Origin of the sequence: Paenibacillus wenxiniae (assembly GCF_039822605.1) — a bacterium.
In the GTDB taxonomy this organism is placed as follows: domain Bacteria; phylum Bacillota; class Bacilli; order Paenibacillales; family Paenibacillaceae; genus Saccharibacillus; species Saccharibacillus wenxiniae.
On sequence record NZ_JBCGUH010000002.1, the window covers coordinates 709,252 to 732,041 of the forward strand.

15 protein-coding genes are annotated in these 22,790 nt (G+C 46.0%); 2 read left to right on the forward strand and 13 right to left on the reverse strand.

What is annotated here, in order from left to right; all coding sequences use genetic code 11:
* Positions 1 to 241: 241 nt before the first annotated feature.
* Positions 242 to 2,944 carry a glycosyl hydrolase family 95 catalytic domain-containing protein gene (locus AAHF22_RS05915; protein WP_347324031.1) on the reverse strand — a complete coding sequence of 901 codons (2,703 nt, stop codon included), beginning with the start codon at positions 2,942 to 2,944 and terminating at the stop codon, positions 242 to 244.
* Between the two features lie 129 nt (positions 2,945 to 3,073).
* Between AAHF22_RS05915 and AAHF22_RS05920 the strand changes: the two genes are divergently transcribed.
* Positions 3,074 to 4,039: a helix-turn-helix transcriptional regulator gene (locus AAHF22_RS05920; RefSeq protein WP_347324032.1), complete on the forward strand. Its 966-nt coding sequence runs from the start codon at positions 3,074 to 3,076 to the stop codon at positions 4,037 to 4,039.
* Between the two features lie 392 nt (positions 4,040 to 4,431).
* Here AAHF22_RS05920 and AAHF22_RS05925 read toward each other — a convergent pair whose 3' ends face one another.
* From AAHF22_RS05925 to AAHF22_RS05970, 10 genes are all read right to left on the reverse strand, one after another.
* The gene (locus tag AAHF22_RS05925) at positions 4,432 to 5,562 is read right to left on the reverse strand and encodes a TDT family transporter (protein ID WP_347324033.1); all 1,131 of its coding nucleotides are present in this window, start codon (positions 5,560 to 5,562) and stop codon (positions 4,432 to 4,434) included.
* A 678-nt stretch (positions 5,563 to 6,240) separates the two neighbouring features.
* Complete coding sequence (gene rbsB, locus AAHF22_RS05930; protein WP_347324034.1) at positions 6,241 to 7,170, reverse strand: ribose ABC transporter substrate-binding protein RbsB; 930 nt, start codon at positions 7,168 to 7,170, stop codon at positions 6,241 to 6,243.
* A gap of 225 nt (positions 7,171 to 7,395) precedes the next feature.
* Positions 7,396 to 8,361, reverse strand: a complete 966-nt coding sequence (rbsC, locus tag AAHF22_RS05935) for a ribose ABC transporter permease RbsC (protein WP_347324035.1) — start codon at positions 8,359 to 8,361, stop codon at positions 7,396 to 7,398.
* 1 nt (position 8,362) lies between these two features.
* Positions 8,363 to 9,844, reverse strand: coding sequence for a sugar ABC transporter ATP-binding protein (locus tag AAHF22_RS05940; protein ID WP_347324036.1), 1,482 nt, complete (start codon positions 9,842 to 9,844; stop codon positions 8,363 to 8,365).
* A gap of 105 nt (positions 9,845 to 9,949) precedes the next feature.
* Positions 9,950 to 10,351, reverse strand: a complete 402-nt coding sequence (gene rbsD, locus AAHF22_RS05945; protein ID WP_347324037.1) for a D-ribose pyranase — start codon at positions 10,349 to 10,351, stop codon at positions 9,950 to 9,952.
* Positions 10,348 to 11,244 carry a ribokinase gene (gene rbsK, locus AAHF22_RS05950; protein ID WP_347324038.1) on the reverse strand — a complete coding sequence of 299 codons (897 nt, stop codon included), beginning with the start codon at positions 11,242 to 11,244 and terminating at the stop codon, positions 10,348 to 10,350. Before rbsK ends, rbsD begins: the two co-directional genes overlap by 4 nt.
* 983 nt (positions 11,245 to 12,227) lie before the next feature.
* Positions 12,228 to 13,208 (reverse strand): LacI family DNA-binding transcriptional regulator, encoded by a 981-nt coding sequence (locus tag AAHF22_RS05955; protein WP_347324039.1) that lies wholly within the window; start codon positions 13,206 to 13,208, stop codon positions 12,228 to 12,230.
* Between the two features lie 218 nt (positions 13,209 to 13,426).
* A complete protein-coding gene (locus AAHF22_RS05960; protein WP_347324040.1) occupies positions 13,427 to 14,323 on the reverse strand; it encodes an aldo/keto reductase in 897 nt (298 codons plus the stop codon).
* Positions 14,324 to 14,717: 394 nt separating this feature from the next.
* Positions 14,718 to 16,058 carry a branched-chain amino acid transport system II carrier protein gene (gene brnQ / locus AAHF22_RS05965; RefSeq protein WP_347324041.1) on the reverse strand — a complete coding sequence of 447 codons (1,341 nt, stop codon included), beginning with the start codon at positions 16,056 to 16,058 and terminating at the stop codon, positions 14,718 to 14,720.
* Between the two features lie 420 nt (positions 16,059 to 16,478).
* Entirely contained in the window at positions 16,479 to 16,940 is a 462-nt protein-coding gene (locus tag AAHF22_RS05970; protein ID WP_347324042.1) for a hypothetical protein, read from the reverse strand.
* 677 nt (positions 16,941 to 17,617) lie between these two features.
* Here AAHF22_RS05970 and AAHF22_RS05975 point away from each other — a divergent pair.
* Positions 17,618 to 17,986: an iron-sulfur cluster biosynthesis family protein gene (locus AAHF22_RS05975; RefSeq protein ID WP_347324043.1), complete on the forward strand. Its 369-nt coding sequence runs from the start codon at positions 17,618 to 17,620 to the stop codon at positions 17,984 to 17,986.
* A 563-nt stretch (positions 17,987 to 18,549) separates the two neighbouring features.
* On the opposite strand, the gene AAHF22_RS05980 is transcribed toward AAHF22_RS05975, so the two are convergent.
* Positions 18,550 to 21,357, reverse strand: coding sequence for a transglutaminase-like domain-containing protein (locus tag AAHF22_RS05980; RefSeq protein ID WP_347324044.1), 2,808 nt, complete (start codon positions 21,355 to 21,357; stop codon positions 18,550 to 18,552).
* 377 nt (positions 21,358 to 21,734) lie between these two features.
* Positions 21,735 to 22,400 (reverse strand): hypothetical protein, encoded by a 666-nt coding sequence (locus tag AAHF22_RS05985; RefSeq protein WP_347324045.1) that lies wholly within the window; start codon positions 22,398 to 22,400, stop codon positions 21,735 to 21,737.
* Between the last annotated feature and the right edge of the window lie 390 nt (positions 22,401 to 22,790).

Below are 22,790 nucleotides of genomic sequence, written 5' to 3' on the forward strand. Positions count from 1 at the left end.
AGTTTGAATGAGAACCAACATATAAGATCATAGTTCAGCAACAAGATTCAATCTCGATTAACTATACACATACATGATCATCACAGAACAAGTTAATATACAGCAGGTGAGTATAAAAGGATTAGCTTATATACAACGAATATAGCTTTAAATAATCAAAAGTAGTTAAACTATCAGTATTACTCTATTTCTAATTCTATTTGTATTTCTATTTTTATGTCTGCTTTCACTTCTACCACACCTATTTCAAAATAACCGTCACTTCTCGCTCTGTTGGCACGTTTAAACTTACATATGGAGTCGTACCATCATACTGTACCGTTGCCTCTACACCATCAATCTGCGCTGTCGTCCACGGTATTCCCAAACTCAACTTCACATTCTGATCCGTAACGAGCGCAGACAAGCTTACCTTCACCCAACCAGCAGCCCTATCCCATAATAGTCGATCAACTCTAACCTGCGAACGTGCCATTAATCCATCCATACGCCCCGCTGCCCAGTCGGCAGGAAGTGCAGGCAATAGCTCAATCTCGCCTGTATTGGAATAAAGAAGTGCTTCGTGAATCGTAGCCACAACACCAAAGGCAGTATCGGTGCAGTAACAATGATTGCGGCGATTCGTATCATGATCGGTCATAAGTGACGTATAATAGCCATCTTCTACCATCATCGGCAGCAGGGCTTGCTGTACCCCTTCACCATTTTTCAGCCTTGCATGAACAAGCGCTTTGTGCATCCAGCCATGACCTGCTGTAGCATCTTCTGTGTTGAATTGATCCCGATTAGCCAGTGCGATACTGGAAGCCGCCGCTAGTGCAGCATTCGTCTGTGTTTCATAGCCAGGCCATGCTGGATATAGATGACTCAGATGACGGTGATTGTTGTTCTCGATATAATCTTTCATTGCCCACTCGCATAGTGCGCCATCCGTATCATAGCGATAGTCTGGGAGCTGAATAAGCAAGCTTTCCCAGCGTGCTATAGCAGCTTCATAACCAGGACGCTGGAGTGCTCGTTCCACCTGAATCGTCATATTCAACCCATCTCGCGCCGCAGCAATATCCATCGTTGCATTGGCTGTAATCGTACTGTTATAGCCGATCGGATGATTTTCAGGCGAATAGGCAGGTAAAATAATATACCGCTCACCTGGAAGCAACGCCGTCTTGCCCTGTTCATAACATGCCTGTCCAGCTTGATCTGTAAAATATTCCGGTGTACACATCTGCTCCCAGAAATTCGCCTGCTTGGTAAGCAGCGGTAACAGAATATGTTGAAGCAACTTTAGCGTACCGCGCTTTTTTAATGCTTGGAATGCTTCATCCGATAGCCCACCGTCATGTACCGACAGCAGCGATTGCAGACGATCGATATTCATCTCTGCTACAATCGGAAGCTCCATCTCACCAAAACATTGCCAGTATTCAAAAATCGGCAACAGACACCAGCTTGCTCCTGCATTCCAATATTCGAACGGATAATCATTATCGTATTCCACATGCATCGCACGATCCCCATCGGAATTCACACTAATCTGAATCGCATCACGCATACCGTAAGCCATAAACGCATTCAGCTGAAAATCAGGCGCATTACGTAGAAAAAAGGTAATATAGCCGTGCTGTGCTGCGGTTAGTGCTCCAGTATTCATGGCCGCCACCTGCAAATTCACATTGGCATCCAGCGTATAAATGCCTCGCCAGCCCGGATTCCATTCCCCTGTCCACATCCCGCATAGACGCGGTGCACTCGCTCCGCTACAACAGATCATCGCATAACGTCCTTGATTGTATACCTGCTCCAAAAAGGCAGAATCTATATGATGCGTAGCCGCTTTTTGCCGCTCGATCAAGGTGAGATTGTCTGTATGTTTGGTGCTCTCATCTCCACCTAGCGTGAATTGCACAGCGTTGAATTCAGCACGATGCCATGCAGCATGAGCAGCCAGCGCTGCTTCATAATGAAATTCATTTTCAGCTGTCGTATACTTCTGCACCACCTTATCGGTATGGTGCAATAACTGATCCAGTACATCATACTGTGAACTTTCCGCAAATAATTCTATATCTCCAAGCGTATGCGTTCGTCCGGAAACGGTAATAAGATACACGGCATCTGCATGTTCAATGCGAATAGCAGGATTCGGCTCTGCGCCTACATTCATCTCTTCATTCGTCGTGTCCAGCACAACTCTTTCCTGTGTACCATTTATAACAACGACTCTGGTCACCCCTGCATAACCGCCATCACGTAGTTCACTGTCTGCATATGCTGGATAATGCACGATCTGTGCAATATAACGGGCTTCTGTGTCGACAAGCTTCTTATATTGAAGCGCCTTCACCGCAGACATTCCATGATGTGCTCCACTCATATGAGAAATATCATCGATAGATACGATCAGATTGAGCTTACTGCCCTGGTCGGAATGCTGCAATCTCGTAATGGAAACGTCATCTGTTCGCGATGTAAACGAAGTCCTTATCCAACTTCCTGCCGCATTGCGATACCTCACCCCCGTCTCTGCTGTCTCGTAGTTCGTCCAACGCTTGTAGTCTGTAACTTCGGGCTGATCTTTCATATGAAGCCTTAGCTGATGTCCCGGGTGATAGCTGTAATAAAACGTTCTCTGACGCGTTTGACCGTTATCATGCTTGATCGTCCACTGATCATTTTGCTGAAAAACATGTTGCCGTGCTTCTTCCAATTGCCCGGTTAACTCAGCCGGAATATGCCGTGGATCGGCGGAAGGAAAGTTAAACCACATATGTTGAAAAATAAAGCTATCTCTATACGGCGAACCAGACGTAATATAGCCATTCGTTCCATTTCCACTGACCATGCCTTCTCGCCACGCATATCCCGGATCATCACTAGAGATCTCCGTGTATTGCAGCGCATAATTACCCCTTCGATATAGAGACGTTTCTGTAGGATTCATGCGGCATTCCTCCATTTGCTCAGCTTTCATTCCTAGCTATAATTATAATAACAATACACTGTAGACGTTATAGTAAGAACTGACTCGATGACGGTCAGAATGTCGCATGATGACAGAGGAGAGATAGGGATGAACTTGCCACCGATTCATATTGAAGATATGAATATTAAGCTCAAGCTAGACGAACTGATATTGAATGTATTGTATGTAAAATTCGGCTATTTCCATCACTCGATGCCAAAACACAGTCATAGTCATAGCAGCTATGAGTTGCATTACATCCCAAGTGGTAAAGGTCATTTAATTGCAGATGGACGGCATTATGCACTGACACCAGGCACATTGTTTATGACGGGTCCAGAGATTGAGCATGAGCAGGTGCCTGATATGACCGATCCGATGGCGGAATACTGTATCTTTTTTGAGATTGTATCCGGGCAAACGTCAGCTCAACGTGATCCATATTATGGCGGCAACAACACGCTGCTGTCACAATGGTTAATAGAGCGACCTTTTTGGATGGGCACCGATACGGCAAATAAGATGATGTCGTTATTTGACATGCTCGCTCACGAAGCTTCACTCCAGCAGATCGGGTTTCATCGTATGATTATTAATATTTTGGAACTCATTCTCACTCAGACGTTGCGCTACTACGATGAGGATCATTTCCAGCCACCTCATGTCCCTGTAAAAACGCTCGATGATCGCAGACTGGTGACGATTGAAAATAGCTTTTTGTATGACTACCATTCGATTACACTGAAGCAACTCGCCCATCAGCTCGGATTGAGTACGAGACAAACCGAACGAACGGTACACAGGCAATATGGGATGTCATTTGCAAATAAAAAGTTGCAGGCTCGTATGGAAGCAGCGGTACAATTACTGCTGACGACAGACCAGACGATTCGCGAAGTCGCGCGTGCGCTCGGCTTCACTACACCCGAGCGATTCAGTCATGCGTTTAAGCAATATTTTCACTGTTCTCCTTCCGCCTATCGGCTTGAACATCAGGAGGCGGATGGAGAACAGGGCGAAAGCGTAATTAACGTGAACATAACTAAACCGAACACGCATACAAACACAAACTGAACGTCGACTATACTGCGGTATTCGTATACAGACCGATTTAAATGTCAACTTTATAGGTGTACTACTATCTTTATAAATAAAAGCTTCATTCAGCTTTAAAACTCAAGTTATTCTCGGTCAAATCACCAGTACCTTAACGAAGATTAGTTTCAACTTTAAATTCGCTTCAAATTCTGAACGATACACATTCTGGAATACGATCGAAGTGAATATTGAATAGGGTCAAGGTACTAGGTTCACCCACTTCTTTAACTCTTTAACTTCCAGCGTACTTTTTATGTAGAACAATCTCTTTGTAAAATAAAAAAAGCGCCCAGAAATGAACCTGAGCGCAAGCCTATCACTTAAAACCATTACAATTAGAACCATGATAACGACCAGAACGACCGCTTTTAATGATGACGAACCCTCATTCCCGTACTGCTCGGTGTCTCACTCTCAGATAAAGGCTGTCCCGAATGACGAATAAGCGCAACCAACCAGAAGGTAAGCTCCAGCAAAAGCAGTATACTGATTAGCCATCCTCCAGCTTTTAATACCCCGCGATGAAGCAGCAGTGATAAAGAACCTTCTTGCAGGAGCGGCAACGTATACCATGTGAGTACATAAAACATACCGAGCGTGAACAGTCTTGTCCATTGTGCGGTATGATAGCGACCAATGCCTGTTCGCCAGCCGGTATGACGGATACGGCTAATCGCCTGGATTGCTTCGCGTCCTTCAATTAGTAACAGCAGCGCCAGAATGACCCACCACGCATCTGTAATATGCTCCGCACTCCATGCATGTGTCGCGCTTGCGGTTACAGCCGCGATAGCAGGAGCACCGTATACCATCACATAAGTAGCATTCCAGCGACCGTACGTCTGCTTCGTCCGTGGACGTCTGGCATACTGTCGCCATAATTGCCAGGCTCCAATGAGATACAAAACCATGCCGATCGCAATCAGAATTCGGCTTATCCACAGCCCATCTGCCAGATCGAATACTTCATGGATCATCCAGGCAATCGATTGTGTCGCTGTCGCAGGTAGCCATACACTTCCATCCAGCTGTCCGCGATACGATTGACCTGCCAGTTGACGCCAGCCATTCAATACGGACCACAGGTAAAATAACCACAGTACGACATTTAATACGGCCATAATATGAACTGTTTCATTAATCCAGCCTGCTCCAAACGCATAATACACATTGATAAGCAGCACCGATGTTCCAGTCGCCCAGCTTCCAATCGCCAGACGACGCATCGGATCAGCCAGATGATCCCGATAAAACGTAGACCGACGAATCGACGTCAAATAGCTCGCCAGTAAGTATAACCATATCAGTATCGTTCCGAGCACAAGCAGTCTGGAAGATAGACTATTTACGCTCTGACCGGACATATATGGCCATACGCCTGATACAAAAATGCTCAGTGCCATCACCATGCTTCCGGCAGCCGTTGGCGCAGCAGGCCAATTTTTGCCAAAGCTAATCAAGCCGATGATCAGACAGCAAAGCAATAAAATAATAAACATGAATCCTTCTCCTTTGATCATGCATCCGGCAGGTTTGCATATGCATCACAAGTTTGTCGTAACCCCATCTATACAATCAAGTGATATGCCATCAACCCTGTTCGTCCGGTCAGCATGTTCCACTCGCAATAAGGCGAGATGTCTGCTGTTATCTGCTTTATATTCCATTTATGATGTAGAATTTCCTGCTTTTGGACATATCTAACAAAAAACTCAACAGGCGCAGGTGTACCTGCACTATTGCAAGTATACCATTGCTGGCTGTTGAGTTTAAGTAAATCATTGGGTGAATGAGATAAATTTCGCTGAGAAGTTGGCTTGTGGGCTTTTATACTGCTAGTAAGGCTAGTGATTGCTGATAAACGGAAACTGCATGCGAACTTTGGGTAATCGCGCATCCATCACTTACGGCAAGCAATACGGGGACAGGCTCCCGTCTCGCACAGGAATCTACGGAGTAGGAGTACAATGTAGATTCCCGTGCTCGGAAGCAGTAAAATATTTTATTAAGCGAAATTCCCCTTCTCATCGCACACCGTGGTTTCTGTTCCGAATCAGTGTATATGCTTGTACGGCTGTGTACATACACTAACTCTTTTCTTTTACGCTTTAAATGATTGCTAGTGAATCATCCACACAAATTCAGCAACATTCGTCCACTCTTGCTTGAGTTCTCCCTTACTCCGCACGATCCTTCGTTACGATCTTAAGCGGCGCTGGCATCGATGATGCTACCGATTTGCCTTGCAGGACGTCGCGGGCAGCGTCTACTGCCATTTGGCCGATCAATTTCGGTTGTTGAGCAACGGTAGCGGTTAGTTGGCCTTGTTTGATAGAGTTGATGGCATCTTCGTTGCCGTCAAAGCCTACGACTGGAATGTCTTTGCCTGCACTTTCGATCGCTTCGATAGCGCCGAGTGCCATTTCATCGTTGTGAGCGAATACGCCCTGTACGTCCGGGTTCGCTTGCAGCAAATTTTCCATTACGGTCAAGCCTTTCGTGCGGTCAAAATCAGCAGCCTGGCTAGCGATCACATCGAGTTGTTTATCGGCAACTTCGTGGAAGCCTTTCCCGCGTTCACGAGTTGCAGATGCGCCGGGTACGCCTTGCAGTTCGATCACTTTGGCTCCTTTGCCAAGCTTCTTCACAAGGTATTCGGCTGCCATGCGTCCGCCTTTGGCATTGTCGGAAGCGACGAGTGTTTTCACATCGCCTTTATCGGCAGAACGATCAAGCGTAATGACCGGGATGTCGAGATTGTTCGCTGATTGTACGGCAGCAGAGATCGCTGCGGAATCGGTCGGGTTGATCAGTAGTGCGTCTACCCCTTGTTGCAGCAGATCGTCAACGTCATTGCTCTGTTTGGCAGAATCGTTTTGCGCGTCAACGACGATCACTTTCATGCCCAGCTTCTGTGCTTCAGCAGCTACGCCATCTTTTAACGATACGAAAAATGGATTGTTTAACGTGGAGATCGACAGTCCAATGGTCATTTCTCCGGTGGTGGCTGCCTTTTTCGGCTTCGCCCATTCCGGCGGTTGCATGGAGCAGCCTGCCAGCAACAGTAAGGTCAGCGCGAGCGTTAGTAGCATGTTAATTTTTTTCATCGGGTTCCCTTCTTTCTTTAAGCCATTTGTTCTATTGGATGAGTATGCTTTGTAAACGCAAAGTGCAGGAGGAGATTGGCACTGTGATTGGGCGTTATTCGTTCTATTGGCTGGACATGCTGTGTAAACGATTCAGTGATGCCATCTTTATCTCGATGTCTGGCTATATATAAATAGCGGTTTACAGCAGGACTATATACTTCACGTTACAATAAATCCTTAGTGTCACGCCGAACGCTTCCGGTCAATTAAGACAGCAATAACGATCACGACACCTTTAACGACCATCTGGTAAAAGGACGATACGCCGAGCAAGTTCAAACCGTTGTTCAACGTCGCGATGATGAGCGCGCCGATCAATGTGCCGATAATCCGACCACGTCCACCGGACAGGCTCGTACCCCCAAGTACAACCGCTGCGATCGCATCCAGCTCGTAGGATGTTCCTGCTGTAGGTTGAGCGGAGTTCAGACGAGACGTCAGAATTGCGCCTGCCAGCGCAGCCAGCATCCCTGCGAGCGAATAAATCATAATTTTGACACGGGTTACTTTAATACCGGATACGATCGATGCTTTCTCGTTACCACCAATCGCATACGTTCTACGCCCAAATGCCGTTTTATGCAAGATCACCCACAAAATCGCGAAGGCGATCATCATCGTAATCGCCGGAACTGGAATACCGAGGAAGTACCCGCGTCCGAACAATTGAAATGCCATACTGTCACCAAGTCCGGTGATCGGGTTACCGCCCGTGTACACAAGCGTCAAGCCGCGGAATACCGTCATCGTTGCCAGTGTAGCGATAAATGGAGCCATTTTCCCCTTCGTGATCATAAGGCCGTTAACCATGCCCATCACTGCACCAGCCAGACAGCCTATTATGATCGCCAGAATCGGGTCCATGCCGGATAGCATCAGATTGGCGACAAAAGCGCTCGATAACGCCAAAATCGAACCGACCGACAAATCAATACCGCCCGTCAAAATAACAAATGTCATACCGAATGCGATCAACGCATTAATCGCGACCTGACGCAGCAAGTTCAAAATATTAAGCGGTTCCAAAAAAGCTGGATTCAAAATCGATACAATAATAACGAGAATAATAAATCCGAGCAGTGGACCGAGCTTCTGTGTCACCTCAGAAATGTTGCGTCCGGCGGATTTAGGTTGTGATGCAGTTTGCATATTATTGGCCTCCTGTAGCTAAAGTCATAATCTGTTCCTGTGTCGCCTGCTCGCGTGGAAGCTCTCCACTAAGCTTGCCTTCATGTACAACGATAATGCGATCGCTCATGCCCAAAATTTCCGGCAACTCGGACGATACCATAATGATCGCCACACCACGATCAGTCAGCTCATTCATCAATTGATAAATTTCCCGCTTCGCGCCCACATCAACACCGCGTGTTGGCTCATCCAGAATGAGCAAGCTTGGACCGATACCGATCCATTTGGCAATCACGACTTTTTGCTGATTACCGCCAGACAGACTACGTGCAGGCGTTTCCGCTGATTGTGTTTTCACCTGTAAACGCTTGATCAGTGTATCGACAAATTCCAGTTCCTTTTTGCTGGAAATGAATCCGTTGGATGTGAAGCTAAACAGATTCGGCAGCGCCATATTATCGCGAATGGAAAAGTCGAGAATAAGTCCTTCATCTTTACGATCCTCGGTAATAAAGCCAATTCCGTGCCGAACTGCATCATCCGGACGGCGAATATGAACCGGCTTGCCATGAATCCGAATCTCTCCACGATCCAATGATTCCAGTCCGAATAGCGCTCGCATAATCTCGGTACGTCCCGCACCCATTAGACCGGAGAAGCCGACAATTTCGCCTGCTCTAACGCTAAAACTCACATCGCTGAATTGTCCCTGTTTCGTAGCACCTTTCACTTCCAGCACCACTTCGCCAGGCTTCGATGTACGTAACGGATAACGTTCGGTCAGCTCACGTCCAACCATTTTACGTACCACTTCATCAAAATTAGTCGCTGCAATGTCCTTCGTATCGACGGTACGTCCATCACGCATAACGGTAATCCGGTCACATAAAGCGAATATTTCCTCCATCCGGTGCGAGATGTAGACGATTGAAACACCTTCCTTTTTTAAAGCGCGAATCACATCAAACAGCTTTTGAATCTCGCGTTCGGTTAACGCTGCGGTCGGCTCATCCATAATGATCACTCTGGCATCAGTCATAAGCGCTTTGGCGATCTCAATCATCTGCTGCTGACCGACAGAGCATAGCCCTGCTTCCTGCTGTAATGGCAGATCAACAGCGAGACGGGCAAACTGCTCTTTTGCTAACGCTTTCATCTTGCGGCTATTCAACCAGCCTACCGACGAAGTGACCTCTTTGCCGATAAACAGATTTTCAAGCACCGTCATTTCAGGCCATATATTCAGCTCCTGATGGATAAAAGCAATTCCCGCTTCTTCCGCCTGCTTCGGACTAGTAAAATATAATTCCTGCCCATCGATGACAATCGTGCCTTCATCGCGCTGGTGCAGCCCGACGAGAATATTCATCATCGTCGACTTGCCCGCACCATTCTCACCCATCAGCGCATGCACTTCACCGGCTCGCAGCTCGAAATCAACGCCGCTGAGCACCTGATTCGTGCCAAAAGCTTTGTGGATATTGTTCATTTGAATGTGCATCCTCGCTCCTCCTCATTCGTTTATGTGTCAATTTTTTCATTCGCTCATCCGTTTATTCGTTTATTCGTTCATTCGTTCATTCGTTTATTCGTTGTTAGCCGATTATTATTCACCAAAATAAACACCAGCTTGCAAAATACAATTCGCATACGGCTTGGCTTCGCCTGTACGAATGACTACTTTCGCGCCGCCTGTTAGCTGCTTAAACTGTTCATGTGTACATCGCTGCTGCTCTGCCTCTGCAAAACGACTGCTCATATATTGAAAGGCTTCTGGATTGTGCTCGACCATTTCCGCAGCGATGACCACCTTTTCCACTTCCATATCGGCTGCAATCGCTTCAACGACCTGCTCGAAGCTGGGCACGCCATACGTAAGCGCCAGATCGATCTTCGCCACGCCTTCCGGCACGGGCAGACCGATATCGCCAATGACGATATAATCGGTATGCCCGAGGTCTGCCAGAACTTTACTAATGTGACTGTTCAATATCCCATGCTTTTTCATGAGAGCGCCGCCTCCACTTCTGCCCGGGTCGGCATCCCGCCCTGTGCACCAAACTTGGTCACCGATAGCGAAGCCGCACGATTAGCAAAACGAATGCTATCTGCAAGGGACTGTCCCTCAGCCAGAGCAACTGCCAATGCGGCGTTAAATGTGTCCCCTGCACCCGTGGTGTCCACCGCATCTACTTTGAATGTAGGAACAACGCATTCTTCTTCACCGTTGTAGTAGCGTACTCCATTGCTGCCCTCCGTTACGAGCAAACGATTTGGATGGTTGCGTAGCGCTTCCGACAAGCTGATGCCTTCAAAGATAACCGATGCTTCATGCTCATTAGGTGTAATATAGGCTGCATGTTGCAGCACTTCGGCATCGATCTTGCGTGCTGGAGCCGGATTGAGCAGTAAGGGCACACCTGCTTCGACACAGATGCGGCTTACAACAGCGACCGTCTCCGCTGGAATCTCCTGCTGAATGAGTACGATATCCGAACTACGGATGATTTCCGCGGCCTGCTCTACATAATCTGACGTCACTTCATTATTGGCTGCCGGTACAACGATAATGCTATTATCGCCTTCTGCCAGTGTAATATGAGCGGTGCCACTTTCCATATCTGTAACCGGTTTCACATGTGTTACAGAAACGTGATTTTCTTTAAAATTGTTTAAAATCGTTTCGCCCAGATGATCATCACCCACGCGACCGATCATAACGACTTCGGCTCCGAGTCTAGCAGCGGCTACTGCTTGATTGGCACCTTTGCCACCGGGAACCGTTTTAAAACTATCGCCCATGACCGTTTCTCCAGCGCCGGGACGACGAGGCGACGTTACGACTAGATCCATTGAGCAACTTCCAACCACGCATACTTTGGCTTGTTTTGCATTTGTCATTTTATACAGCTCCTTAATTGTGTGATGTTGATCGATGTGGTGATGTTAATCGATATGGTGATGTTAATCGATGTGTAAGTATATCTGTATGTTGGAGTTCATAGTGACTGCGTATGGTTAGCTTTATACACAAATATGATGTGTGGATAGACGTAGTATGTGCGAGATTATGATCGGGTGGGTATGCAAACCTCGTTGATGAAGCAGCAACCACTCCGGCAAGGAATAAGGGGACAGACTCCGGTTTCACACAGGAATCTACCGGATAAGGAGAGAATGGAGATTCCCGTGTTCAAAGTAGTAAGATATTTTGCTATGCAAAAATCCTTTTCTCATTGAACCCCGTGTTAGGAAATCGCTAACACTGTAAGTCGTCTTTTCCCCTTATTTCCTTGCCGCAGTGAAGTGCAGCTCACATCATACTACATACGATTTTGTATATACTTGTGGTACGTTAATCGTGAATGATTAGAGTTTTGCAACAGATCTAAATCTTTCACTATCAGGGATATTAATACCCATTAACAACTAATATTTAAAGCGATCAACTATTTAAAATCATCAACGGATTATTTGCAAACACTATTACTTACATACAGTCATAGAGCTATAGTCAGCATGTGCTGACAAATAGAAATGCCCCTAACAGCTACAGCTACAGCTACAGCTACAGCTACAGCTACAGCTACAGCTACAGCTACAGCTACAGCTACAGCTACAGCTACACAATTATAATTTAGTGCTTGATAAGTCAATACGTCTATATGAGTCAATACGCCGATTATGGTGTTAATTCTAGCTTTTTATACCGTGTATCGTAAATTCTCAAGCTAATAGTTGAATACACATTTGCGTCATTCGTTTTTTATCTATCACGATCTCATCCATTCCCACTCCTTGCTCGTCTACATTGATGTTTTCCTATAAACGAGTAAACGAGCGGCGGACAAGCGTTCGATTCATTCAAAGTTATTCAAATTCATTTAAAGCATCTTCCGCGTCGTATCTCGCTCCACAAACGCAACCGGCATTTGGATCGTGCGATTTACGACAGGGGTGCCTTCGACGAAAGCGATTAGCAGCTCAGCTGCTGCGCGTCCCATATCGTAAGCGGGCTGGCGAATCGTCGATAATGCTGGCGATAGCAAGCTGCTCAGCGGGATATCGTCAAAGCCGACAATTTGCACGTCATGCGGTACTTTTTTCCCGAGGCGCAGCGCTTCATGCAGTACAGCGGTAGCCACAATATCGTTGCTCGCTATAACGCCGTCTGTGTCTGGATGCTGCTTGAATAACTGGCGTGCCCATTTCTCTGCATCGGCAAAAGCGAATGATGCTGTATGCACAATATGATAATCGATCGCTTTTCCTTCGAGTAGTTCGGCGGCTCCGCGAAAGCGATCCTGTGCTGTCCGGATATGCTCTGGTCCTTGCAAAATGGTAATGCGTTTACTGCCGCGTTCCACCAGTGCCTCAGCAGCAAGGCGTCCGCCTTCGCGTCCATCTGCATAGACGGATGGGCGATCACTGGCAATTCGGTCTAAAAATACGACCGGCAAGTTCAAACTTGCATAGGCGGAGCTATCCGGATCATTCGTTGAACTGATCAAGCCTACGACATTGTTCTGGATAAAAGTCTGGATATAATCCTTTTCCTTCTCTTTGCTTTCATCGCTATTGCCGAAAATGAGCCGAAATCCGCTCTCCTGCATTCGATCTTCTACACCGCGTGCGAGTTGCGGAAAATATGGATTCGTAATGTCTGGCAGCAATAGTCCGATCAAACGCGATTTGCGCTTGTATAGGGAGCGTGCCACTTCATTGGGCGTATAATTCAATTCACGCACCGCATCTTCTACTTTGCGGCGTGTATCTTCATGTACATATCCTATTGCGTTAATGACGCGGGATACGGTCGCAACCGATACTCCAGCATGCTTTGCTACATCTTTTATCGTTGTCAATAGTTTTTCACCTCAATGTGTAACCGGTTACAGACATACAGTAACATATTGATTTTCATTTAGCAATACTTTTTTGCGCGTAAAACTTTACGAAAATGTTGTGATGAATAACAAATCACGACTACAAAAAACAAACCACAGACAATGATCACACCATTATCTGCGGCTTGTAAGCGATATACGCATTGGTATAGCCTATGAACTTGTATAATCAAGGATTACACCTGTCCCACCCAACCCGCTTCTGCAATCTGGAACCAGCGCTGACGAATACGATCGAACTCCTCTTTCGACAATTCTCCATCTTCCAGCAGTGCAGCATTTTCCGCCCAGCGTGTTGGACGCGTTGTACCAACGATCATCGTATCTACCCCGGGAATGCTAAGTGTAAAACGCAGCGCTTGTTGGATACTCGTCTGCACATCTTGCTCTTCCAGGAATGGATAGTTCAGATCACGTAAGCGGTTCCAATATACATATTCATAATCTTCTGGTTTCACTTCTTCCTTCGTCCATGCTGCATTGGCAAGTGGGCGTTTCGCTACAATCCCCATTCCGCGCTCAAGTGCCTTCGGTAGCGTGAGCGAGATCGCTTCCTGATCCGCAATATTAACTGACGTTTCCAAACTATCAAATACACCAGTTTCGATTGCATATAGCGCATCTGTACTATCACCGCTATAACCAATATAACGTGTTTTGCCCTGCTGCTTGGCACGTTGCAGTACTTCGATCACATCTCCGCGGCGTAGCACTTCTTCTGAGCAGCTGTGCAGGTGAATCACGTCCACATGATCGGTTTGCAAACGACGCAAGCTACGATCGATACTCTGTTCCAGCATCGTTTTATCCCAGTCTGGAGCTTCGAAACCAGCAGCATGACCGCATTTGGTAAACAAATAATAATCGTCACGTCGATCTGCTAGTGCGTTGCCAATTAGCTCCTCACTATCTCCATAACATTCTGCCGTATCAATCACATTCAAGCCTGCATCCAGTGCACTATGTAGCAACTGGTTCACTTCTTCCTGCGAAACCCCACTGCCAATCTCTGAACCGCCAAAACCAAGAATGCTAACTTTCATGTCGGTATTGCCGTATTTACGCTGTTCCATAAGGGCCTCCGTGGATAGATGGATTTGAGCCAAATCACAGACTCAGAGCTATCACGCTGTATATGTATTACCCTATTTACAGCCATTTGCGGCACATCTGTTTATGACTTGTTACTACTTTTCTATTTTACGCACAAATAACGTATCTATAAATGCATCTAACACTTGCATCGGAACGATATCCGTCGGTAAAATAAGCGAAAAGTGACGCTTCTGCTGAATGCCCTGCACCACCACTTCGACCAGCTCGCCATAGGCAAGCTCTCTTACATCTACATCTACATCTACAAATGAGCCTACATCAAAAAGACGGGTTCCCTAAAGAACCCGTTTTTTACACCCATATTCATTTAGAACATCTTACATGTTCTCAATCAATGACACACGTTCTTAATCAATGACGCTGATCAGCTGCACTTGCATGACTGCGCGCCATACTGATCACATAACCGCCCACAGCACCAATCACAGCAGGCAATACCCAGCCTAGACCGATACTATACATCGGAATATATCCCGTCATAAATGTATCCAGCCAGCTCAGATGCAGCTTCGTTTCGCGCAACCCATCCGGAATGCTAACGAGAAATACGAGTAACATGCTGCCCTGATATACGAGACGATTGCCTTTGAATAGATGATGACAAAATGTAAGGATCATCAGCACAATTGCCAGCGGATAAATAATTTTCAGTACCGGTACAGAAATCTGAATTAATTCATTCAGACCGATATTTGCGATAATCGCACTGAATATACACATGCTCACAACGAGCTTTTTGTACGACAGACGCGGCAGCAGCTTGTGGAAATAGCTGGCGCATGATGTGATCAGACCGATGCTCGTTGTTAGGCAGGCGATCGTGATCATCAGTCCGAGGAATACACCGCCGGATGTGCCAAAATAGTAACTCGACATACGCGCCAGAATCTGACCGCCATTTTCCAAATAACCAAATGCGGTTACACTGGATGCGCTAATGTATGAGAGCGATACGTAGAGCACGGACAGGATAATCGCTGCAATACCAGCCGCTTTGATCGATACGGTAACGACCTGCTTACGACTCGTTGCCCCACGCGAACGAATCGCTTGAATGACGATAATACCGAACACAAATGATGCCAGTGCATCCATCGTCAGATAGCCTTCCTGAAAACCCTGGAACAGCGCATGACTTGCATACTTCGCTGTCGGCGGCTGCAAAGCACCGATTGGATACAATAGACCCGCGATAATCAGAATGCTAATAAAGCTCAGTTTAATCGGCGTTAACACTTTGCCGACCAGATCGACAATACGTGCTGGATTAAGCGAGAAAAAGCAAGTGATCGAAAAGAACACAATCGAAAATAGAATCGATATCAACAGATGCGAACCGCCATCGAGAAATGGCTTCACGCCTATTTCAAACGATACATTGCCTGTTCTCGGAATCGCAAATAGCGGTCCAATTGCCAGATAAAGCACCGTTGTGAACACAACGCCGAATACCGGGTGCACCCGGCTGGAAAGCGACTGTAGATCTTCTTTGCCCGATACACCAAGCGCAATAACGCCAAGTGTTGGCAAGCCGACACCGGTAATAAGAAAGCCGATGTTCGCCGCCCAGAAGTTCGTGCCTGATGATTGTCCAAGCAATGTTGGGAAGATCAGATTCCCTGCTCCAAAAAAGAGCGCAAACAGCATTAATCCAATAACGATAATGAATGAAAAAGGTACTTTTTTCTCCAAAAAACAAACCTCCGATAAATCCTGCTTCTGCATGATTGATAATAAAATGTCCCTTTACCGCGAAGACGCAGCAACGTGCAAAGCTACAAAAAAGCATAGCGATTATCCTGATCTGTTTCCCTCCACTTGGATACAGACAAAATAGGTTACGCACAGTGATATATATTTTAGCTCAATTTGTCCAATGTCACAACGATTATGATCAACAATCTTTTGAACGATTATGAATAGGGATGTCAATTATGTGACAAAGCAATTGCTCATTCGGTAGTATACACCATACAATCTCCTATCCATACAATCTACTATTGGTTCAATTTCCATACAAATAGGCATACCCGCATCGTAACCGGATATGCCTGTTCCATTTCATTGTATTGTATTACATATTAAATTTTATATGCCAAAAGTCGAACCCCTCTAATCACTCCGACCAAAATGCAAAAAGTACAGCTTACCATTTGTAAAAAATAAAAAGTCGTCCCATTCCAATTCATAAAACGAATCCGGCTTACTATCGACACGAAAAGCTGTCGTCATACTGCCTTCTCGACTCAGCCATTCTTTCAATATATGTATAAACTGACGACTTGCCTGCTCCTGATCATAGCCGATCATGCTACGATCTACCTGGTGTTGACGTTCATCGTATAACTGATAAAAAAACCAGCGCGGTAGCAGCTCCAGTAATGTCTCTTCCCAGGTCGTCAAACGATCCAGACTCACCTGTGTCGGACTCAGTTGCATATACGTACATACGCTTTCCACCAGTGTCCCTGTAGCCGGAATTTCATCCAGATCATAATCAAGCGAGCAATTCGCCTGCATATTCATCTGAGCAATGCCCTGTAAATAACCTTTAATATAATCCTGTGTCAACATATCTCTTTTCCTCCTGCCGCCGCTTTTACACATCAGCAGACCTGCTGATCCATGCCCTTACCGTATTGGAAGAGCGTTTATCCATAGTCAGCTAGTTCTGTCAGTATCATGGTGCTTATGTTATCTAATGCATATTGTAGCATGCGGGCGATTGTAGCGTCTGTTTTATTTCGTTGTACTGGTCATATGATAGGCGCTTAGGTAGAGAACAGCATAAGCGCGATTACTTCTGCCACTCCAAGCAGAGAACATAAGGAGCGCGGTCGCTTCTACCACTTCAGGCAGAGAACATAGAAACGTGGTTGCTTATGCTACTCCAGACAGAGAACATAGGAACGTGGTCGCTTCTGCCACTCCAGGCATGGGAACGACTGTAAACTTGAACAGCTGAATATAGCTGTATGATTGATCACTTTATAACTGTATCAACACTGGCATGATAAACACCGGCATGTGTACATTTGTAAATGTACACAAATATAAATATACACAAACCAATCACACTGCAAACATAAATATTGTATACAACTTAATTTTGTGATATGATAAATACATAAGATGAATATAGGCGTAAGGTAGACGATATAAATTAAGGTAAATGCTACGATTCGTTTCTTACACCCACATCAATTGGTTAATAAGATTGTATACTATTTTATAAAGGACAGGTGAGATCGATGAGAATTCAAGTGACTGAGCTGGCTGACCGTAAATTGAGAGACAATCTGGCAGGTAAAGAAGGCATGTACAAGCTGCTGTATGATACCGGTGAAGGTTGTGGTTGTGATGGTATTCCGGTATTACTTATCGTCGATCGTCAGGATGCTAATGATGAAGTGATTGAAACTAACTCTGTACCGATCTTGATTGATCGTCAGCATCAGATTTATTTTGAAGATTCGATGTCACTGGATGCAGAAGTGAATTTCACCTCGTTTAAACTGCGTAGTGATTCGATGACGTACAGCAATAATGTGAAAATTCGCGATTTGCGCGGGCTTGAAGTTCCTGCCAGCCAGGCTTCCAACTCGTGTGCATTACGTTAATGGAAAGATAGGAAATCGATTAGTATTGCCTTTCTATGTGTAAAATGAGCAGCGGCGTCAGATGAATATATGATCACAGACGTAGCGTCTGTTTATTTTATGTAGACGGTTTTATTAGCGACTTGATCGAGCGCATTATCAACAAAGCCAACGTCAAACGCATACTCAGCACTAAACTGCCACAAGACGTAACCGCAACCTTATATCATTCCTTCAACTTTACTTCTTAGCCTTATACTTCCTAACCCTATATTTCAGCATCCTATATATCATAACAAAGCGAGAGTCCGTCCTACCGGCTCTCGCTTTGTTTATGTTTGACTCCTCGCTTATTTTGCATGTTGTCTGTTGTCTGTTGTCTGTTGTCTGTTGTCTGTTGTCTGTTGTCTGTTGTCTGTTGTCTCACTCATTTTAGCGCGTCCATAAGATTGACGTATACAGGCTAGACTTATCGTCTACGTTTATTGTACATTTTATCCTACTCATTTTAGTGCATGTATCGAGTAGACTTGTAAAGGATATACCTATCGCGGTTGATAAATATTGTATGGATTCCATCCATCCTATCGTTCTAGCAGCAATTGATCCAGCACCTGAAGCAGATCAGTGGCTGTTCCGGGCTTATAGCCCTGCACGGCAAAGCGAATGCGTCCCTGTGTATCGATTACGAGCACAACAGGTCGCTGGTCACCGAGCACGTGCTCCAGTGTCCCATCCAGCTCATGTAATGCGCTCAATTGATCGTCATAACTAATAACTGCCTGCGGCGGCAAAATGTTTTGCTCCAGCATCTGTTGCTCCGCTTGCTCTTGAAGCAACAATAGTATACGTTCATGACGTTCGCTAAATTGCTGCTCTAATTCGGCAAATTCCCGTAATACATGTTTCGTCGGCTCGCGTTCTGGCTCCAACCATGCGATAACGGTAGCATAGGCAGATTGTGCGGAATCGACATCATGATTCCCTTTATAATCACGCTCATTTTCCAACAATTTCGCTTGCATGGCGGCTGGCAACGTATGTGCCAGTACGGGGACATTCTCCTTCGCCTGTCGCCGTTCCAGCTTAACCGATACTTTCTGTCCCGACTCTACCTGGAAAAAAGTAAAGCGGCCCAGCACACTACCATCGCGCAATCTCGTTCCGGTGGTCAGACGATAGCTGCCTGGCAATACTTCATGCAGATGTCCAGTAATCGTCGAATCTCCATACGAAAACTGCAATGTTTCATATACTCCATTGTTCAGCAGTGCGATCGTAAAATCCTGATAATAGGCAGGCGGCGACACAGTACGTTCACTTTCCATTTGCTCTACTTGTTGATCCACTTCGATTTCGATATAACCTCTATTACTGGCTACCGCCTCATGCGCTGTGATTGTCAGTGGATGATCAGTTTTCTGCCGGGCAGCTTCGATATCAACCGGTAATTCATTGGCTGCATCTTCCCCCACACCACGGCTAGAATGTCGGGATAGCTCATCTGTAAAACAAGCATCGTGCCAGCTATCTTCCTGCCAGTACTGTGGTAATAAATGCAGCGGCTCCAATCTCGCAGCTATACCGAGCGTACGCGCCGCTGCAACAAATACAATCGCTCGGCTTAACGAGTCGGCAACACCCAGTCGATGTGCACCAGCAGGTGTCGCCATACCGCTATACCGATCCACATCATTTACTAAGTTGACTTCGCGCTGGATTTGCGCAGCTAACTGTTGTGGATCGTTACGGAATTGCTGCTGTAAGGCTTCATCCCAGCGACTGGATAAATACTGTCGATACGGTGCGATCATTTCGATATGAATACGCGGACAAAGTACATACCGCTGAAACCATGTATGCTGCTGCGCTGACTCGGCTCTCTGTTGCGATATATAAGGCAGCACACCTTGCAAATGATCCGCCAGTGTCACACGATCCGTATCCTGCCAATCCTTTTGACGCATCGATTCCAGCAATTGTAGCGCGAGTTCACGCTGCCCGGATTCGGTCTGCTCGAAAAAAGCAACGAGTTCTCGCCCATTCCCACGTGCCGTATGAAACACCGTCGATAGACGCTCGCTAGGTAACGACCAGTGTATCGCATACTGCTCTATTTCCTCGGCAGTTAGAAACGTATGCTCATACGCTGTGCGAAGCGCTGTCCCTTCATGTACACGCTGCTCCTGCAATTGACGATCGGCTTCACTCACTTCCGGACCAGGCTCAGGAACCGGTGCAGGCGGCGGCTGTACGTTCCAATCGATTGTATACGTATGATCCCCTGATTGCAGCGCTGGTGTACGTTCGTCCATTTCTACAGGTGCAGCAGCATGTATGTCCACGATCGGCTTTAATCGTAGCGTAGCTGACGTTTGCTGTGACGTAACAAAGCTCTCGCCAACGAGTTCACCATCCAGTGTACGTGCATGAATGAGTAGATCGCCATAGCCTGTAGTTAATGCCACAGTTCCATCATCGTCTGTTTGCAGTATCGCCAGCGGGTAAAACTCCGCCGCATTATATTGCTGAAATTGTACCTCTGCCACACAGGGCTGTCCTGCTTCATCGACCGTTTGAATATGAAGCGGCTTGGTAGCTGCATAATGATCCAGCACATTAATTTCGGTATACCACGGATGAATAGAACAGATTTCTTCGGAACCGATATAGTCGGCAGGTACGCGAGTATGGACAAGCATTGCTCGTTTGGCAGGCAAGCGGAACCAGCCTTCATTCAGTACAGGCTCCGGCTCACACGCACCGAGGTAATGCCATTGCCCCTCTGCCCACGCTTCGACCCAGGCATGATTGGAATCGCAATGCGCCCAGCGCGGTGTATAGCATTGACGCGCTGGAATACCGATACTGCGCAGTGCAGTCACTGTAAAGGTCGATTGCTCCCCGCAGCGACCTAATGCGGTGCGCATGATCGTCAGTGGCGATACCGTGCGAATATCAGTACCGGTATATGTAGCATGCTCATGACACCAGTAATTCGTTTCAATGATCGCTTCCACCATCGATAGTGTATGTACACGATCCACGAGCAGATCATGAATGACACGTCTGCTGTCATCGATATTTTCATTATTTACCCGATAAGGCAATACATACTGAAGAAATAATTCATTCGGAATCTTCTCTCCCCAGGGCATCTGCTTGCGGGTGGCTAACACATGACGCACATGAGCGGCAAAATATTCGCCATCATAATCGGCCAGATCATGCAGCGGCATATACGCATATAAATATTCCAGCAGTTCACGTTCCGCTACATTTGAGCTTTGATCCAGTACCGTGAACAATTGCTGTTCTCGCTGTGCCGCCTGCTTACGCTTCCATTCTAATCGCTCTATAATACGGTTCCTATCCAAACCATATGTCGTCATGTTATTCATCCCCTACGCCCCCACCTTATTATGGTTGTGCATGCTCTACACCTGCTTCCTATTGTACCCATAGTCACAAGTCCGCGTAAATATGGCATATCCAGCGCAACGAATATGTCAAATATGCAGTTTACCAGCTACAAAATACGCAATATTCCCACTAAATAACAAAAGGCCATAGCCTACAGGCTATGACCACGTACCTATTAAACAGTCTCCATTCACATTGAACAGCTACTTGAACAGCTAAATTAAACTTCCGCATCAACGTCCTACTTAAATAGTATATACCTTAGTGAGTTAGTATATTTTTTTTTATTCTGGTTATGATCCTGTATACAACGCTATCCTGCTTCCATTCATGCTACATACGACGATTAAAGATTGCCTTCCAGCGTCAACCTATACCCATGCCGAATCAGCATACGATCCGCTTCTTCCCACATCCGAAGCTGACTGAGACAGGAATTCACCGTATATTCCAGCGCTGCGACAACAGCTTCCCATTCTAGTATTTCCAGCGGTGCAGGTTCACTATCCTGTGGAATCGAGGCAATGTCATTCTTAAGCTCTTCTACCAATTGAGGCAATAAAGCAAGATCTGCTTCAGGCATGAGCATCACTTCATGTTCCAGATCCGTATATTGCAAATGGTAATACTTCATCAGCCTTCCGCCCAGTTTGCTCAGATCACGCTGGTAACGTTCCTTTGCCTCCAGACGTTCATCTTGCGGTAGGTGATGAATGGTAGGAATATAGATGCGCTTAATCCACAGATCATCCGATAACAGATGAAAATAATAACCGATATGAAATAATGAACGCTGCTCTCGTAAATAACGCGCAGCAAAGCGCTCCAAATCAAAAAAACCTTCACCTGCCGAATCGAGACGTATAAAGTGTGATTGTCGTTTGTTCTGATCACGAACTCCATATTCTGCAACATCCGGCGCGAGATTACCCAGCATAAATTCTGGACTATGCCAGCCCAGCCGACTTTCGATTAATGCAGCAATACAGTAATGCATCAGGCGCGAACCCATATGAATCCCTCCTTCGTTATGTATACGCTACTTTCGCCATATCTCTCTAAACTTGCTTGTAACTGTAAAATATCATACCACGTAATATGGATCTGTACACGTACACATCGATACCGTTTTTATGTACAAAAGCGCCTATTCCCTGGAGGAATAAGCGCTTTTCCATATAAAACATCATATAGAAAGGCAAATCTGAACGATTCACCAGAACAAAATTAAAGGTCGAATACGCCTGTGTACGTGTATATAGCATCATAGCAACAGCATAGCAATTGATGTACAGGCATCTGTCGAACGATATCAGTTCGCAATCCGACCGGACACAACCGTCAAGCAACAGCATTGCATCTATATGAAAGGCAGCATGCTTGCCAGAGCATACCTACCTGA

What these genes read in the sequence shown, in the direction of transcription:
- AAHF22_RS05915 (WP_347324031.1), bottom strand. Translation starts at nt 2,944, where the DNA reads ATGAATCCTACAGAAACGTCTCTATATCGAAGGGGTAATTATGCGCTG.
- AAHF22_RS05920 (WP_347324032.1), top strand. Translation starts at nt 3,074, where the DNA reads ATGAACTTGCCACCGATTCATATTGAAGATATGAATATTAAGCTCAAG.
- AAHF22_RS05925 (WP_347324033.1), bottom strand. Translation starts at nt 5,562, where the DNA reads ATGTTTATTATTTTATTGCTTTGCTGTCTGATCATCGGCTTGATTAGC.
- rbsB (WP_347324034.1), bottom strand. Translation starts at nt 7,170, where the DNA reads ATGAAAAAAATTAACATGCTACTAACGCTCGCGCTGACCTTACTGTTG.
- rbsC (WP_347324035.1), bottom strand. Translation starts at nt 8,361, where the DNA reads ATGCAAACTGCATCACAACCTAAATCCGCCGGACGCAACATTTCTGAG.
- AAHF22_RS05940 (WP_347324036.1), bottom strand. Translation starts at nt 9,844, where the DNA reads ATGCACATTCAAATGAACAATATCCACAAAGCTTTTGGCACGAATCAG.
- rbsD (WP_347324037.1), bottom strand. Translation starts at nt 10,351, where the DNA reads ATGAAAAAGCATGGGATATTGAACAGTCACATTAGTAAAGTTCTGGCA.
- rbsK (WP_347324038.1), bottom strand. Translation starts at nt 11,244, where the DNA reads ATGACAAATGCAAAACAAGCCAAAGTATGCGTGGTTGGAAGTTGCTCA.
- AAHF22_RS05960 (WP_347324040.1), bottom strand. Translation starts at nt 14,323, where the DNA reads ATGGAACAGCGTAAATACGGCAATACCGACATGAAAGTTAGCATTCTT.
- AAHF22_RS05970 (WP_347324042.1), bottom strand. Translation starts at nt 16,940, where the DNA reads ATGTTGACACAGGATTATATTAAAGGTTATTTACAGGGCATTGCTCAG.
- AAHF22_RS05975 (WP_347324043.1), top strand. Translation starts at nt 17,618, where the DNA reads ATGAGAATTCAAGTGACTGAGCTGGCTGACCGTAAATTGAGAGACAAT.
- AAHF22_RS05980 (WP_347324044.1), bottom strand. Translation starts at nt 21,357, where the DNA reads ATGACGACATATGGTTTGGATAGGAACCGTATTATAGAGCGATTAGAA.
- AAHF22_RS05985 (WP_347324045.1), bottom strand. Translation starts at nt 22,400, where the DNA reads ATGGGTTCGCGCCTGATGCATTACTGTATTGCTGCATTAATCGAAAGT.